The following is a 16,374-nucleotide window of genomic DNA, read 5'->3' on the forward strand; positions in this document are numbered from 1 at the left end:
TTAGTTAAAGGATGATTCTCACGTGATAGAACTTCGCAATGTATCCAAAAATTATTCGAACGGCACCAAAGGGCTCGACAATATCAACCTGACGATTGAAAAGGGCGAGTTCGTGGCTGTCGTCGGGCTGTCCGGCGCCGGGAAATCGACGCTCCTCCGCTCCATCAACCGGCTGCACGACATTTCCGAAGGTGATATCCTCATCGGCGGCAAATCGATCACAAAGGCCGCAGGCAAAGAGCTGCGGACGATCCGCCGCGACATCGGCATGATTTTTCAGAGCTTCAACCTCGTCAAACGTTCCACCGTGCTGCGCAACGTCCTGGCCGGGAGGGTGGGCTACCACTCCACTTTACGCACGCTGCTCGGCCTGTTTCCAAAGGAGGATATCGAGCTGGCCTTTGAAGCGCTGGATCGGGTAAACATCGTGGAAAAAGCGTACGCCCGGGCCGATGAGCTGTCCGGCGGACAACAGCAGCGGGTGGCGATCGCCCGCGTGCTCGCGCAGGAGGCGAAAATCGTCTTGGCCGACGAACCGGTGGCCTCGCTTGACCCGCTGACGACCAAACAGGTGATGGACGATCTGAAGCGCATCAATCTCGAGCTCGGCATCACCACGATCGTCAATCTGCATTTTATCGACTTGGCCCGCCAGTACGCGACCCGCATCATCGGCTTAAGAGCAGGCCGGGTCGTCTTCGACGGCCCGGTGTCGGAGGCGACCGACGCGCGGTTTGCGGAAATTTACGGCCGGCCGATCGACCGGGAAGAGCTGCTCGCCAGCCAGCTTCCGTCCGAAGCGGTATTGGAGGCGCGGGCCTGATGAATACGAACGCAAACCGGCAACCCCAAGCTGCCGCGCTCGCAGGCCGCCCGAAGGCCCCAAGTAAGCTGAAGCATTATTTGACGGCCGTAATCATCATTTTGCTGCTATGGGGCAGCGCAGTGAAAACGGAAGCGACGCTCGGCGAGCTCGTCAAAGGGGCCCCCAACATGCTCGACCTGCTGCGGGAAATGTTCCCGCCGAAGTGGAGCTACTTTGACAACATCGTGCCGGCGATGCTGGAGACGATCCGCATGGCGCTGATCAGCACCACCTTCGGCGCTATTCTCGCCGTCCCGGTTGCGCTGCTGTGCGCCGGCAATCTGACCCCAAGCGCCTGGATCCGCCAGCCCGTCCGCTTCATGCTTAACCTGGTGCGGACGATTCCCGACCTGCTGCTGGCTGCCATCTTCGTGGCCATCTTTGGCCTCGGTCCGTTTGCCGGCATCCTGGCGCTGACCGTTTTCTCGCTTGGCCTGATCGCCAAACTGGTGTACGAAGCGCTGGAGACGATCGACCGCGGGCCGCTGGAGGCGATGACGGCCGTGGGGGCCACGCCGGCGCAGCGCATTATTTTTGGCGTCGTTCCGCAAATTCAGGCGCATTTCATCTCCTACGTGCTGTATGCCTTTGAAATCAACGTACGCGCGGCGGCGGTACTCGGCCTGGTCGGCGCCGGGGGTATCGGGCATTATTACGAGGTAACATTAGGTTTTCTGGAATATGACAAAACATGCATGATCATCCTGTTTACGCTGGCGGTCGTGTTGATCATTGACTATTTAAGTGCGAAAGTGCGGGAGAAATTGTTATGACGACGAATACATGGCGCGAAAAAGTGGCCAAACCGAAAAAAAGCCGCTACCGCTGGCTAATTTACGTTTTGCTTGTCCTCGTTTATATTTGGGCTTTTGCCGGCATTCCTTTTGACGGCATTAAGGAAACCGCCGGCCAGATTACGAAGTCGATTTTTGCCGGTCTGTTCTCGCCGGATTGGGGTTACGTCTATTTGCCGGAAGGTGAGGACTTGCTGCGGGGGCTGCTCGATACGCTGGCGATCTCCATTTTGGGCACGGTGATTTCCACCGTCGTTTGCTTTCCGTTTGCCTTTTGGGCGGCGGCCAACATGAGCCGCACGCGCTGGATTTCCGGTCCGGGCAAAATGCTGCTGAGCTTTGTCCGGACTTTTCCGGAAATCGTCATGGCGCTGTTGTTCATCAAGGCGGTGGGCCCCGGCTCCTTCGCCGGCGTGCTGGCTCTTGGGCTGCACTCGGTCGGGATGCTCGGCAAGCTGTTCGCCGATGAGATTGAAAACATGGATCACGGGCCGACCGAAGCACTGATCGCGGCCGGAGCGAGCCGCCTGCAAGTCCTCTGGTTCGCCGTGCTGCCCCAGGTGCTGCCTGGGTTCTTGTCGTATACGCTGTACCGGTTCGAGATCAACCTCCGCTCCGCCACCATTCTGGGGATGATCGGCGCCGGGGGCATCGGCACTCCGCTGATTTTCGCCCTCAGCTCGCGCGACTGGGATCGCGTCGGTATTATTATGCTCGGCATTATCGTGATGATCACGATCATCGACCTAATCTCCGGTGCCCTGCGCAAAAAACTGGTGTAACGGCCCGGGGCAGATTGGATATTAGTTGGGGAGTTAGTTGGGGGGGTAGAATTGCGAGTTAGTCAGTTTGGATTTAATTTGGAGTTAGACCGGCAATCAGACTAGTATCAGATTGGAAATATCCAATAGAATTGGAATTTCCCTGGCAAATACAAAAGCTTGATTGGATATTTCCAACAGATGAGGTTCGGGAGGGCGTAAAACGGGCAATTTGAGCGAATTCTATTGGATATTTTCCAATGAGAGCCCGAAATGGCGTTCGATTTCCGCCCATCTATTGGATTTTTTCCAATCAGGTGCAGACGCAGTAAAACCTCCACCCTGAAAAGTGGAGGTTTTACTATCCCTGCTTACGCCTGCACCCCAGCGCCAAGCAGCTCGCGGATATGGCCTTCGATTTTCTCCGGCTCCTCCGCAGGGGCAAACCGCTTTACAACCTTGCCGCTGCGGTCGACCAGGAACTTCGTGAAGTTCCATTTGATCGCTTTGGAACCGAGCAGGCCGGGCGCTTCGTTCACCAACTGGCGGAACAAAGGATGTGCATTTTTGCCGTTGACGTCGATTTTGGCGAAGAGCGGGAACGAGACGCCGAAATTCAGCTCGCACGACTGAGCAACTTCCTCATCGGTGGCCAGCTCTTGGTTGGCGAATTGCCCGCAGGGAAAGCCAAGCACGGCAAAACCTTGATCCTTGTAAGTGTTATGCAGCTTTTGGAGTCCTTTGAATTGCGGAGCAAACCCGCATTTGGTGGCCGTATTGACGATGAGCAGCACCTGCCCGCGATAAGGCTCCAGCGTCTGCACCTCGCCCTTGATCGTTTTAACCTCTATTTCGTATAGGGACATGATGAATCTCCTCCATTTTTTACAAGTATGATATAATTAAATTGTATACAATTTAATTGGAGGTGTCAAATGACACCCTCTTGCCCGTTTTAATCCGTGTCTCAGCCGACCTGTGTGAGTGTGACGGCTATCTCCGGTAAAGTCTTCACTGGGGACCAGTCTACAGTAGTTCATGAAGGACGAAGCATTCGGAAAACTACACCCTGCCTAGCCCCCTTACCATTCGAGCCATCCGAGCCGTCCGAACCGTTCGAGCCTTCCGCCCGCCGGCCGTTTTGACTTGCCGCACCCTCGGGTGCTATAATTACGCGAATAAAATTGCATACAATTCAATGGCAGGTGATACTCTCATGCAGCCGCATGAATGGATGAAATTGGACAATCAGCTCTGTTTTGCTTTTTATACATGCTCCCGGGAGATCATGAAGCTGTACCGCCCGCTGCTGGCCGAATTCGGACTCACTTACACGCAGTACATTACGCTTCTCTCTTTGTGGGAACAGGACAACGTTACCGTCAAAGATCTGGGAGCGAAGCTGTTTCTCGACTCGGGAACCCTGACGCCGCTGCTCAAGAAGCTGGAGAATATGGAACTGATCACAAGAACGCGGGATAAGGCGGATGAACGCAACGTCATCATCGCGTTGACCGAGCGGGGGCGAGCTCTGCAAGAGCAAGCCGCGCAGGTGCCGCTTAAGCTTTACGAAGGCACCAAGGTTACGAAAGAAGAAATCGTGGAGATGCACCAGCATATTAACGACTTTCTGCGTAAAATCGGAGCGGCTGAATAAGTTCGGTCATATCCTCCATAATAGGAAAGTAGCCATAGGAGGGCCGCCTGAAGTCCCCCCGGAGAAAATGGAGGAGGTTCGCTGATGCTGGAAAATCTCGAAAGCAACTACGACTGCGCCCATGCGGGAGAAGATCTCCATCAATTAAAACAAGAGCTCGCCAAGCTGCGCGGCTCGGGTGCAGGCGATCCACATACGCAAGAGCAGATCAGCCGGATTGAAAATCAAATTGCGTTCATTATGAACAAATGCGATATTAACCACTAGCCGTACTCAAAAAAAAACCCGCTTCGCCCTTGATATACCAGCGGCAAGCGGGTGTTTCCTATAGTTTCCCCGCATCATCCGCACAGCAATGCTATTTACTCCCAAACGAAGCGCTCCTATGATGGATAAATTTGCAGGTTTCATTCCTTTCTTAAGTCCCGTTCCTCCGGTAAAATAGAGCTGCAGCCACCCACATTTTTGAGGAAGTAGGTGACGACGGTCGTGGACCTCAACGAACTAGCGAAGCAATTTGCCGCAGGAGAGCTCTCCCTGCATGGGGTGTATCTCACCCAATTGCAGTCCGGCATCTACAAGGGCCATACCAGGTCCCGCCCGACGCCGTACGCTGGCCTGGTTTTCGCCCTGCGTGGACAGGCCGTCTTTACCTTTGACGACACGTCTTACGAACTGCAGCCCGGCCTGATCGTCCACGGCCCCAAGGGCATGGCATTGCAGGTCGAGGTTGGACCCGGCGGATTCGACTACGCTCTTATTCATTACACGCTGGATTCACCGGCGGGCAGCCCCGCTGCTTATACGCGGACCCATTATATGCTGGATACCGGTGAACAACCCCGGATCATGGAATTGCTGCGGCTGCTGCAAACCTCCATGACGACCCCCGGCCCTTTGCAGGCCGTCAGGTCCAAGGAACTTTTTTACGGGACGGTTTATGAGATGCTAAGCTGTGCCCGCAGCCGTTTGAACGCCGGAAGCCGAAACATGATCGAGCATGCCCTGGGCTACATCCATGAGCATTATATGGAGCCGCTCAATCTGAAAACCTTAGCCGGATTATACGAAATGGACGTCAAAAAATTCGCATACGCGTTCCGCAAATACGCGGGCATGTTTCCCATCGATTATGTAATCCAGCACCGCATGAGCCGGGCCCGCCAACTGCTCGCCGCCACCCGCTGCAGCGTCAGCGAGATAGCCGAAAGCGTCGGTTATGGAGACGCCCATTATTTCAGCAGGTTATTCAGAAAGCATACCGGCTGTCCCCCTAGCGAATTCCGTTCCCAAAGCGGAAATAATCCACCTGCCTTTTGACAATTGTCTATTTCAAACCCTTGAATCGTTCATTATAATGTGATCTGAAAATGAAAATCATTATCAACAGAACGAAGTGGGGGAAAACCGATGCTTGCATCCTTTAAACGCTGGGGCGTCCTGCCCATCATCGCCATCCTATTCATCGTCGCCACGGCAGCCTGCGGAACGCCATCCGCTTCCACCCCGCCGAACGGAAACGACAGCACCGCCGCGCAAAACTCCAGCCAGGGCGGAGCTAATACGGGAGCCAAGTTCCCGATCACGATACATCATGACAAGGGAGAGACCGTGCTGGAGGAAAAACCGAAAAAAGTCGCCATCACCTACTTCCCGTATGCGGAGCATCTTTTCGCCATCGGGGAGCAGGATACGGTGGCCGGCGTGGTCGGCCTGAAGTCGCTGCAAAATTTCCCGGTATACGATAGCTTTACCAAGCAGGGGGAAATCGCCGACCTGGGCGACACGGCCAATTTGGAGAGCATTTTGGCGCTGGACCCTGACGTGATTATCGCTTGGGAGGACGATCTGAAAAACTACGGCCAGTTGTCCCAAATCGCCCCTACGATTCTCATCCACCAATCCGAGAACTGGCAGGATACGATTACGAAAGTGGCCGCGGTTCTCGGCGAAGAGGAGAAAGCGGAGCAATATATTGCTGACTATAACGCCAAGTTGGATGCGTTGGCCGCCAATATGGACAAGTCTGGGGTAAAAGGGAAGACCGCGATGTTCATGATGACTTGGGGCAAAGGGTTCTATTACTACGGCGGCGTGCGGATGGAGCCGTATTACGAGCGTCTGGGCTTCGCCAAATTCCCGGACATGCAGGATTGGAGCGAAATCAGCCTGGAAGGCGTGGCCGCGATCGATCCGGATTATATTTTTCTCGGCGAGGATTTTACCGGTTCGGCAGAGCTTTCACTTGATGAACTGGGCAAAAACCCGGTGTGGAATCAGCTGAAGGCCGTCAAAAACGGCAACCTTTACGTTATCGACACGGAAATCGTCGGGCCGCTGGCCATGGGCCAATCCAAAGGGCTGGACGTCATGGAGCAAATTATACAAAAATAAGCAGTACCAAAATCCCCTTCTCTTCCGGAATGTTATATAGAAGGGGAGTTTTGTTATATGGCTGCCCGCCCAAAAGTGTGCTACGATTCTTCTGTTCGCATATGATCTTATGCATAACACTATTTGTCGGATCGACATCGGGAGGGCATCACTTTTGAAAGCGCAGTCTGATACAACGGCACAAGGCGCGGAAACAACACCTGCGGAAGCAAACCGCGCTAAAGCCAAACCACGCTTCGCCAAGCGGAATTATTATTTGCAGCTGGCAACGGTGTTTGTCGGCTTTTTGATTTTTGGCTTTTCCGAAAACATTAAAGGGCCCGCGATTCCGCGCATCCAAACCGACTTTGGCATCGACGAGATGCAGGTCGGGACGTTGCTGTCCCTCAATTCGCTTGGCTATTTGCTGGCCTGCTCGTTTACCGCCTACCTGGCGCGTAAATGGGGAGCAAAAGCGGTCACCCTGCTCGCCTTCGGATCGATGGCCGCCTCCGGCGTGCTCATATTCGCTTCCCGCACCTACCCGGCCTTAAGCGGGTCCTACTTTTTTATGTACGTCGGCAACGGCATGCTGGAAATCGCGCTCGCCATCCTGGCAGCGCGCATTTTCGTCGGAAATACGGGGACGATGATGAATCTGGCCCATTTCTTTTACGGGCTAAGTTCAATTGTGGCGCCGATGATCGCCTCCGGGCTGATGAGCGTGACGATCGGCGGCTATACGCTAGATTGGCGCGGCATGTATTTGATCATGTTGTCGCTGTCGGTCATCCCGATGATTCCGGCGTTTTTGAGCCGGTTCCCGGGGGAGGATGAGCACGGCGACGAGCGTGTGCCCATAACGCAACTGATGCGGGATCCCGCAATCTGGCTGATCGTGCTCGTCTTATCGTTTGGCGTCATTTCCGAAATGGCCGTCGGCGGCTGGCTGGTTAACTTTCTGGAAAAAGCCTACCACTGGAACACCTCCAGTGCCTCGGGCATGCTGTCTGCATTTTTCGTATGCTTCACGTTCGCGCGTCTACTGCTTGGACCGGTCACGGATAAAATCGGCTTCACCCTGTCGCTGATCCTATTCTCCGGCTTTTCCGGGCTATGCACCCTGGCCGCCATCTGGGCCGGCGAGCCCGGAGCGTTCCTGTTCGCCGCCGCCGGGATCGGGATCGCCCCGATTTACCCGACCGTGATGGCCCTGATCGCCCAAAAGTACCGCTCCGGCAGCGACTCGGCCATCACCTTTATCGTGACGCTGATGGGGGTGGGCAGCGTGATCGGCAATTACTTGATCGGCGCCATCACCGATGGCATTAAAAAGCTGTTTGCGAACGCCAGCGACCCGGAGCTCGGCTTGCTGCGCGGCCTCCAGGCCGGATACGCCTTTATCGGCGTATGTGCGCTGCTGTGCGCCCTGGCCGCCGCCATATTGTTCGCACATTTGCGGAAGCGGAAGGAACTGCTGTAACATTGCGCCAAGATAAAAATGCGCTGAGCAGAAATTACGCCCGCGAGGAAACCTGTGGAAATCCGGGTTGCCTGAGAGCCACTCCAGTGAAAAATCCAGTGAAAAACCCAGTGAAAAAATAAGAACAAAAAATGGCGTTATTCCGGCGATGTCCATCCATTTGGGAGAGATAGGAGCAATTTATGTCGCTATTTTCCCCAGTCGTAAGGAAATACCCGCGTTCTGGACCATTCTTGGGAAAATAAGTACATAAAATGCCGCTAATGAGGATAAACAAGTCAGATTCCTGGTGATAAGTACATAAAGTACCGTTATTTTGAAGCTGAAGGCCGCCGGGGCGTCTGATGAACCTTCGTCGTTCCAGTAGTTGGTTTTCCCCATGATCTCACGTTATCACGGCCCTCAGCTCCAGCCGGGCCCTCCTATCCTTCCAGCCCTTCCAGAGCCAGCAAAAAGATGCCTTCAGCCGGACGGGCGGAAGTGACCTCCGTACAGCCCGCCAGCCCGGCTTCGCTCAGGGCAGCTTCCAGCTCGCTCATGAGCCGGGAAGCTTTAAACACGCCGCCGGACAAGTACACGGGCACGTCTCCCAGCTGCCGGCGCGCCGCAACGGCCAGCTCGCACAGGTGCCCGGCCGCTGCCTTCATGATGCGCAAGGCGGCCGGGTCCTGCCTCTCGGCGAGTTCATTGACCAGCGGCACCAGCAGAGCCAGGTCCTGGTCCGTAATCTCGCCGGAATAGCAGCGGGCCAGCAGCACACTCTCCTCCTCGCCCTTCAGGGCGCGCAGAACAGGGCGGGCCAGCCCGGTCGGCGGCTCCAGACCGGCCTGTGCGCGCAGCGCCGTTTTCAGCGCTGCGAGCCCGATCCAGTAGCCGCTGCCCTCATCGCCCAGCTGATGGCCCCAGCCGCCCAGCCGCACTTCCCGCCCGGCTGCATTTTTCCCGTAAGCGACCGTGCCGCCGCCGGATATGATGACCAGCCCCGGGCCGCCCCGGGTGGCGGCATACCAGTTCCCCCAATAATCGGGGACCACTTTTAAGCTCGCCAACTCAAAGCAGCGGCCGCTCATCGCCTGCCCGATCGCTTCCGGGATCGCCGCCGCATCCCCATGGTAGCCGCTCAGGCTAAAGCAAATGCTGACCGGCGGCCCAACGCTCACGCCCGCGCCGACGCCCGCGGCCCGCTCATTCAGCCGCTCGCAAACCCCGGCGGCGATATGGGAGTAGCTGTGCAGCCCGCCCGGCTTGGCGTAATGGATGACCGGCGGCAGCCTCCACTCCTCCAGCAGCCGGCCGGTTTCGTCCAGCAGCTCGGCCGCTGTCTTCGTTTGCCCCGCATCAACGCTAACGATGAGCATGGCGATCCCTTCCCGCCCGGTAGGGTTGCAGCTTGCCGGCAAATTGCAGCGTGATCGCGATCGGGTCGGTGATCGCCGTGCCGACCACGACGAAATAGGCGCCCGCTTCAATGGCGGCAAGCGCCTGCTCCGGCGCACCGACATGCCCCTCGCATACCGCCCGGATGCCCGCCTCCGTCAGCTGCTTGACCAGCGCGATGTCCGGCAGGGCACGGCCCGCGCTCGCTTCCGTATACCCGGACAGCGTCGTGCCGACAAAATCGGCCCCCAGCCGCCAGGCCCGCTCGCCTTCTTCGAAGATCGACACGTCGGCCATCACCGGCGTATGGAGCTCCTCCTTAATGCGGCGGATCAGCGTTCCCAGCGCCTCGGTGTCCGGCCGGTTCTGCACGCTCGCTTCCAACGCGACGATGTCCGCCCCCGCTTTCACGATCGCCCGCGCATGCTCAAAGGTCGGCGTAATAAAAAAGCGGTGATCATATTGATGAACTTTATAAATCCCGATGACCGGCAAGCCGACCTGCTTTTTGATTTCCGCGATATGCTCCGGACCGTCCGCCCGGATTCCGGCCGCTCCCCCCAGCTCCGCGCTTTTGGCCATCGCAGCGATCATCGGCGCATGGTTGAGCGGGTGGTCGAAATGCGCCTGGCAAGAGACGATAAGCCCGCGTTTCATACTGTCGATCAACATAGACATCTCCTTCAATTTTTAATATGAATTTTTGCTGCTGGCCTGAGCCATTAAGCGACGAAGCGGCCGCCTGGCCGATGTCCTCCGTCCTGAACATGGCTTGAGATATAAATATGCTTAGCGTTTTGGAGACATAGCTGGGACCGCCCGCGATAAATCGGGAATAACGTGGTAAGCTAATAAGAGGTTCGTTAGAGCATAAGAAAAACGTTTATCGACGCACCTTAAGGAATCCAGGCCGCGTATAGCGGGAGTTATTCTTACGATTGTTCCGCTCCGCTGAAAACTTATAACTCAACTTTCTCAGCACGAAATAAGCAAGTAAGCCTTGATGTCATTGGGGAAGGCCAATCATCTACTGGTGGAGTTGACGCTGAAAGCCGAGTTTACCGTTTTTCATGGGAAGAAGGACGGCCTAATGGGATCAACTGCAAAAGTGCATTCTATTTTCCATGAATCACCACTTCAGAGCGATTGAAATGCAAAAGTGCATCTCTTTCGGGGCTATCGGATAAAAAAGCAGCTTTTGGCCGGAAATGAACTGCACTTTTACCTTTGAACCAGCGGTTTTGAGGAGTTTCGACAAAAACCGCCTGCACTTTTGCCTTTCGTGGGATCCCCCCCTCTACTTAGCGGCTACAAGCCCCACATTCCAGCATTGTTAAATCCATGCGCGACCAGCCTTTAAGTTCGTCTTCATTCTGCGAAAGTTGGGTTATAAATTCTATAATCTGAAACAAAAAAAGATGACCCTGAATAATTCAGAAGTCATCTTTAACAGTATATATACCCGCTACTTCGTTATGAAGGAGGGATCGTGGATTCGCGGATCAGCAGCTCCGCCGGGAAAATTTTGTGGGCGTGCGTCATTTTTTTGTTGATCAGATCAAACAGGATTTTGATCGTTTCTTCGGCGATTTCCTCCACCGGCTGCTGAATGGTCGTAATCGACGGATTGTAGTAATAAGCGATGTCAAGGCCGTCATAACCGGCGACGGAGTAGTCCTGCGGCACCGATTTGCCGCTCTCAAAAATTGCCCGGCAGGCGCCGACGGCCAGACTGTCGGAGACGGCAAACAGCGCCGTAAAGTCTTCCCCCGACTCCAGCAGCTCTTTGGTCACGACGTACCCATTTTCCATCGAATAGCTCTGGATATGCTCCTTCATCGTGCGCACCAGGTTTTCGTTCAGCTCCAGACCGTTGTCCTCCAGCGCCTTTTTGTACCCTTCGTATCTTAGCTTGCCGATGCTGACATCCGTCATTGGAGCGGTAATGATCGCGATCTTCCGGTGGCCGAGCTTGCACAGGTAATCGACCATCTTGTAGCTTTCCTTAAAGTCGTCGACGGAGACCGAAGAATATTCCTGCGGATCGTACTCCGGCGTCATGCCGATCGTACTGAGCACATAAGGCACGGTCAGTTGCTCCAGCTTTTCCTTGGCATGGGCGAAATAACCGCCGAGGAACACGATGCCCTTCAGCCGCTTTTCCTTCTCCAGTTCGATCGCGACTTCGATCTCATCCTGATTTTCATCGACCCGCTGCAGGATAAACGAATATTTTTTGCGCTGAATTTCTTTTTCGAAGACTTGTATCATCCGGTTAAAAAAAGGGTTGGTGATCCCCTTGATCAAAACGGCTATCGTTTTTGAGGCGGAACGCTTCAGATTTCGGGCGCTGTTGTTCGGAACGTAGTGGTTCTCCTTGATCACCTTCATAATCATCGCTTTCGTCTCTTCGCTGATGTCAGGATGATTGTTGATTGCCCGGGAAACCGTGGTTACGCCAACTCCGCAAATTCTGGCAATATCGATAATTGTCATTGAAGCCATATCCGATCTTCCCTTACATCGTAATTTCCGCTATTCTCTACAAAATATAGCAACATACTTGGTAGAAAACAAGGGAGGGCAGAGGTAGCGCAAGGCCGGTTCAGATTCCCCAATCCCAAAAAGCCTGTACGCCCGTTACCCCCTTGCCCTTGCCCAGCGCGGATTACCCCTTCACGGCGCCAGCAACGACGCCTTCGATAATGTATTTTTGACAAAGCAGGTAAAATACGACGATCGGCAAAATCGCCAGCACCAGCATCGCCATCATCGCCCCCATATCGATCGAGCCGTAACCGCCCTTCAAATATTGGATCGCGATCGGAATCGTCCGGTATTCGGTCCCGATGACCAGCATCGGCAGCAGGTAGTCGTTCCAGATCCACATCACGTTGAGAATCGAGACGGTAATCGCAATCGGCTTCAAAATCGGCAGGACGATATGGAAAAACGATTGCACCGGATTGCAGCCATCGATCAGGTCGGCCTCTTCGATTTCCAGCGGGATCGACTTGACGAAGCCGCTGAACAGGAACACCGACAAGCCGGCGCCGAAGCCGAGGTAGATAACGATAATCCCGGCGGGGTTATCCAAATGCAAGATATTGGCCGTTTTGGTCATGGTGAACATCACCATTTGAAAAGGAACGATCATAGAAAACACAAAAATATAATACATCAATTTCGTAAATCTCGTTTTCACCCGGGTGATATACCAGGCGGTCATCGCCGTCAGCAGCACGATCACGGCCACCGAGCACACGGTGATGAACAACGACATGCCAAACGCGTTGAAAAATCCGGTTTTGGCCACACCCTCCGTATAGTTCTTCAGGTTGACGAACGTTTGGCCGTTCGGAAACTGAAACGGAATATCGCTAATAAAAAACTTGCCCTTGAAGGAGTTCATCAGCACGATCAGAATCGGAGATAAAAACAGCACGGCGAGAACGAGCAGCACGGTAAATTGCAGCACGTCTCTTCCTTTTGTTTTTGCCATCAGTTTTCAACCTCCTTGCTTCTCGTAGCCAGCAATTGCACCAGGGCGATCAGTGCGACAAGCACGAAAAATACGACCGCTTTCGCCTGGCCGACCCCTTCCCAGCCGACGCTGCCATAGAAAGTGTTGTAAATATCGAGCGCCAGCATCGAGGTTTGCTTGGAAGGTGCCCCTGCGGTCAAAGCAAGGTTCTGGTCAAACAGCTTAAACGAATTCGACAGCGTCAAGAACAAGCAGATGGTGATGGATGGCATCACCAGCGGGATAGTGACGCTTTTCAATATGCCGAAACGGGTACATCCGTCGATTTTGGCCGCTTCAATCACTTCTTTGGACACGTTTTGAATGCCGGCGATATAAATGATCATCATGTACCCGATTAATTGCCAATTCATCAGAATCACAAGCCCCCAGAACCCGTACGTTGCGCTGGAGGTCAAGGTAACTTCAAACTTGTACAAAATCCCGTTCAAAATGAGCTGCCAGATGTAGCCCAAGACGATGCCGCCGATCAGGTTCGGCATAAAAAAAACGGTGCGGAACAGATTGGTGCCCTTCTTCCCTCGGGTGAGCAGCAGCGCCAGGAGAAATGCGAACACGTTCACGCTAATGACAGCCACGAGAGTAAACCGGACCGTAAACCAAAGCGCATTCAGAAAATCCTGATTGGAAAAAGCTTTGACATAATTGCTAAGGCCGACCCATTTGGCGTCGGTCACTGTCGTAAACTCCGTAAACGACAAATAAATGCCAAGCAGAAACGGAATGATAAACATAACGGTAAAAGCCAGTATGGTCGGTAATGCAAAAAGGGCGAAATATTTTTGTATCGATTTTTGCATGGGCCTCTCTCCTTACCCGGATTAAAGCGGCAGCGCACCCAGCCGGAAGCGCCGCCGCCTTGCAATGCTTATTACTATTTAGCTCTTTCGGCTTTCCAGGAGTCCTTCACGGTCGTGACGACGTCATCCCACGTTTTGTTGCCCTGCGCGTATTGCAGCAGCGCATCGCCGAATACGTTTTTGAACGCTTCGCTCGGGAAGGCCGCAAACGCCCACGGCACTGAGGTAATGCCGTCTTTGTTCATCCAGTCGGAAACTTCTTTGGCCAGCGGGTCCGCCGGTTTTTCATTGTCGTTAAACGTATTGAACGGGGCGATGAAGCCAAGCTCGTTCGTTACATACGCCTTGCCTTTGTCGCTGGAGAACAGCCATTCCAGGAACGCGATCGAAGCCTGCTGCTTCTCGGGCGACACTTTGCTGTTGATCGCCAAATAGTTTTCCGTGCCGATGGCCAGGCCTTGGCTTTCTTCCCCGGACATCCCGGTGTAGATCGGCAGGAATTTGATGTCCTCGGCCTTCACGACGTTGCCGTCGACTTCGTTGATTTGCGCCCAAGCCCAGTTGCCGTTTTGCACCATGGCGGATTGGCCCAACGCGAACTCGGCCATGGAATCGGTGACCGATTTGCTACCGAGCAGCGCCGGTTTCGTTACCGAGTTGTTGATGTACAGATCAAACAGGTTTTTGAAGTTTGAATTGTATTTGAATTCCACTTCCGTTTTGGACATTCCCGCCAAAATCGGGTTGTCGAAGGCCGTATCCTCTTTGAACTCATAGTAGAAAGGATAGTTGGCCAAGTGGGTCTGCCATCTCCACTGCTCGCCGGAAGCAAGCGAGGTCGAAGAGAATACGCCCTTGATACCAAGTTTGTCCGCTTTCGCTGTCATATCCTCTACAACCGCTTTCAACGTATCGAAGTTTTTCACTTCATCCATCGACGCAATCGAAACGGCCTTGTCCGGCAAAGCAAAATACTTCTGCATAATGGCGTTGTTGTAAATAATCCCGTAGCCTTCTACGACATAAGGAATCCCGTAAACGCCTCCATCGCTCGTAACGGCCAGGCTTTGGTCGGACAGATAGCTGTACAGCTTCGTATCCTTCAGATCCAGGGCATAGTCCTTCCAGTTCTGATAGCCGACAGGGCCGTTGATTTGGAAAATCGTCGGCGCGTCGGATTTGGCGATTTCCGATTTCAGCGTCGTTTCGTAAGTGCCGGCGGCAGCCGTCACCACTTTCACCTTCACGCCGGTTTCCGCCTCGTAATCTTTGGCGATTTTCTCGTAAATCGCGGCGATCTCCGGCTTAAAGTTCAGGAAATAAATTTCTCCAGCTTTCCCTGAATTTCCGCCTCCGCCGTCACTTGCTTGCCCGTTTCCGCCGCCGCAGCCTGCCGCCAGTCCGGCGAACAAAGTCAAAGCCAGCACAAGACTCCACAGTTTTCCGACCTTCATGTTCGTTCCCCCTTGAGAGAATTGTATAAATTTTAGTGGAATGAATACGCTTCCGCACATTTGTGAATGCGCTCTCGGTAACGATTCCGAAAACCGTTCCGGCATCCTTATCGGTAACGTTTTCAGTCACAACGCAATAGTAGCACACTTGTCTTGAGGTCGGCAATAACTAATTTTCTAAAAAACAAAAAAACGCCTGACGGCGTTTTGTCTGAAATGAAGCCAGCTCCTATTAAATAATCAAACTGCTCACGGCAAAAGCCATGCCGATGAACACCAGGCAAAGCAGCGTGCCGACGGCGACGTTGCCCTTCTTGAGCTGATCGGAGACTTTGAACCCGGGCGTCACCAATTCAAAAATCCAATACGAAGCGATCAGGCACACGTATCCCACAGCAAACCATAACATCATGTGCCAAATCGAGGTGTTCGTATAGGCCGCTATCCCAAGAATAATCGCCGTGCCCATAAACTTCCCGCCGAGCGCCAAAGCCACGGCCACATTTCCTTTTTTCAGCTCTTCCAGGTCGCGATAGGGCGTCATCCAATTAAAAATGATCATCCCCAACAACTGGAGCAAAATCATGACGACCACGCTCACGACAAGATTAATGACTACCGTCAATTCGCCCACCCCCGAAATTTCGCATACGCCAAATCATAATCGGCAAAATCATGCACTTCCTCCAGCACGACCGATGCGGTCTTGGCCTGCTTTAAAGCCGTATACCGCGCGTCGTCGATCGGCTGCTTAATGCGGTTGCCGGTCGGCAGCTCCAACACGGCAAAATTCCGGGTCTGCCCCTTGTATTCCGTTTTGTACACGCCGACCAAGTCAACGTCCGTCGTCACGGATACTTTGAGTTCGGCCAGGTCTTTTTCGGCCGCGGCCTGATCGGGGTAAGACTTCAGCGTCGTCCAGGAGGACAAACGCACCTCGTTTTTCTGGTTCTCGTCGGTCGTCAGCTCGGCGTCCATAAACTGGAGCACCCAAATCTTGTCGCCCGTCGCATAGTTATTGTCGTTCGGCAGCAGATCGTTATCGGGTAAAATCGTCATGTCGCTTCCGACCAAGTCGCCAACCGTCCCCTCGACGAGCCGGTAATCCCATGGCACGCGCGACGTCGTTAAACTCGTTTCCGCCCCTCCGGTATCCGTGGATAACACGCTATTTTGCCCACCGCAGGCGCTTAGCGCCAGCACGGCCAAAACGGCGATGACCGCCGCCAGGAAACGCCGGACCCAGGCTCTGTTTTGCAGCTGCAT

At 54.1% G+C, this 16,374-nt stretch carries 17 protein-coding genes; 8 read left to right on the top strand and 9 right to left on the bottom strand.

All coding sequences use genetic code 11. The features are described from left to right. Window positions 1-22 precede the first annotated feature (22 nt). The 3 genes from phnC to phnE (ACLD72_RS13830) are packed head-to-tail and all read left to right on the top strand — an operon-like array spanning window position 23 to window position 2,441. Window positions 23-823, top strand: coding sequence for a phosphonate ABC transporter ATP-binding protein (phnC, locus tag ACLD72_RS13820; protein WP_410995548.1), 801 nt, complete (start codon window positions 23-25; stop codon window positions 821-823). After that, the gene (gene phnE / locus ACLD72_RS13825) at window positions 823-1,638 is read left to right on the top strand and encodes a phosphonate ABC transporter, permease protein PhnE (RefSeq protein WP_410995547.1); all 816 of its coding nucleotides are present in this window, start codon (window positions 823-825) and stop codon (window positions 1,636-1,638) included. Before phnC ends, phnE (ACLD72_RS13825) begins: the two co-directional genes overlap by 1 nt. After that, entirely contained in the window at window positions 1,635-2,441 is an 807-nt protein-coding gene (gene phnE / locus ACLD72_RS13830) for a phosphonate ABC transporter, permease protein PhnE (protein WP_410995546.1), read from the top strand. Before phnE (ACLD72_RS13825) ends, phnE (ACLD72_RS13830) begins: the two co-directional genes overlap by 4 nt. A 350-nt stretch (window positions 2,442-2,791) precedes the next feature. Here phnE (ACLD72_RS13830) and ACLD72_RS13835 read toward each other — a convergent pair whose 3' ends face one another. After that, entirely contained in the window at window positions 2,792-3,286 is a 495-nt protein-coding gene (locus ACLD72_RS13835) for a glutathione peroxidase (RefSeq protein ID WP_410995545.1), read from the bottom strand. 368 nt (window positions 3,287-3,654) lie between these two features. On the opposite strand from ACLD72_RS13835, the gene ACLD72_RS13840 reads away from it, so the two are divergent. The 5 genes from ACLD72_RS13840 to ACLD72_RS13860 all read left to right on the top strand — a co-directional run bounded on the left by ACLD72_RS13840 (window position 3,655) and on the right by ACLD72_RS13860 (window position 7,933). After that, entirely contained in the window at window positions 3,655-4,077 is a 423-nt protein-coding gene (locus ACLD72_RS13840; protein ID WP_458475816.1) for a MarR family winged helix-turn-helix transcriptional regulator, read from the top strand. An 84-nt stretch (window positions 4,078-4,161) separates the two neighbouring features. Next, window positions 4,162-4,344: a DUF2524 domain-containing protein gene (locus ACLD72_RS13845; RefSeq protein WP_410995543.1), complete on the top strand. Its 183-nt coding sequence runs from the start codon at window positions 4,162-4,164 to the stop codon at window positions 4,342-4,344. A gap of 210 nt (window positions 4,345-4,554) precedes the next feature. Further along, complete coding sequence (locus ACLD72_RS13850; RefSeq protein WP_410995542.1) at window positions 4,555-5,397, top strand: helix-turn-helix domain-containing protein; 843 nt, start codon at window positions 4,555-4,557, stop codon at window positions 5,395-5,397. Window positions 5,398-5,487: 90 nt separating this feature from the next. Then, the gene (locus ACLD72_RS13855; protein ID WP_410995541.1) at window positions 5,488-6,471 is read left to right on the top strand and encodes an ABC transporter substrate-binding protein; all 984 of its coding nucleotides are present in this window, start codon (window positions 5,488-5,490) and stop codon (window positions 6,469-6,471) included. 256 nt (window positions 6,472-6,727) lie between these two features. Continuing rightward, on the top strand, window positions 6,728-7,933 hold the full coding sequence (locus ACLD72_RS13860) for an MFS transporter (RefSeq protein WP_410995683.1): 1,206 nt from the start codon (window positions 6,728-6,730) through the stop codon (window positions 7,931-7,933). 422 nt (window positions 7,934-8,355) lie between these two features. Here ACLD72_RS13860 and ACLD72_RS13865 read toward each other — a convergent pair whose 3' ends face one another. From ACLD72_RS13865 to ACLD72_RS13900, 8 genes are all read right to left on the bottom strand, one after another. Continuing rightward, window positions 8,356-9,291, bottom strand: a complete 936-nt coding sequence (locus ACLD72_RS13865; protein WP_410995540.1) for an N-acetylglucosamine kinase — start codon at window positions 9,289-9,291, stop codon at window positions 8,356-8,358. Beyond that, complete coding sequence (locus tag ACLD72_RS13870; RefSeq protein ID WP_410995539.1) at window positions 9,278-9,982, bottom strand: N-acetylmannosamine-6-phosphate 2-epimerase; 705 nt, start codon at window positions 9,980-9,982, stop codon at window positions 9,278-9,280. The genes ACLD72_RS13865 and ACLD72_RS13870 overlap by 14 nt, the downstream gene beginning before the upstream one ends. A gap of 801 nt (window positions 9,983-10,783) precedes the next feature. Next, window positions 10,784-11,815, bottom strand: coding sequence for a LacI family DNA-binding transcriptional regulator (locus tag ACLD72_RS13875; protein ID WP_251596506.1), 1,032 nt, complete (start codon window positions 11,813-11,815; stop codon window positions 10,784-10,786). Window positions 11,816-11,978: 163 nt separating this feature from the next. Then, entirely contained in the window at window positions 11,979-12,812 is an 834-nt protein-coding gene (locus ACLD72_RS13880; RefSeq protein WP_251596504.1) for a carbohydrate ABC transporter permease, read from the bottom strand. Next, the gene (locus ACLD72_RS13885) at window positions 12,812-13,654 is read right to left on the bottom strand and encodes a carbohydrate ABC transporter permease (protein WP_251596502.1); all 843 of its coding nucleotides are present in this window, start codon (window positions 13,652-13,654) and stop codon (window positions 12,812-12,814) included. Before ACLD72_RS13885 ends, ACLD72_RS13880 begins: the two co-directional genes overlap by 1 nt. Before the next feature lie 74 nt (window positions 13,655-13,728). After that, window positions 13,729-15,108, bottom strand: a complete 1,380-nt coding sequence (locus tag ACLD72_RS13890; RefSeq protein WP_410995537.1) for an ABC transporter substrate-binding protein — start codon at window positions 15,106-15,108, stop codon at window positions 13,729-13,731. 232 nt (window positions 15,109-15,340) lie between these two features. Further along, window positions 15,341-15,733 (bottom strand): DUF350 domain-containing protein, encoded by a 393-nt coding sequence (locus ACLD72_RS13895; RefSeq protein ID WP_410995536.1) that lies wholly within the window; start codon window positions 15,731-15,733, stop codon window positions 15,341-15,343. Next, entirely contained in the window at window positions 15,730-16,374 is a 645-nt protein-coding gene (locus ACLD72_RS13900; protein WP_410995535.1) for a signal peptide protein, read from the bottom strand. The genes ACLD72_RS13895 and ACLD72_RS13900 overlap by 4 nt, the downstream gene beginning before the upstream one ends.

The organism is Paenibacillus lacisediminis (assembly GCF_046567315.2).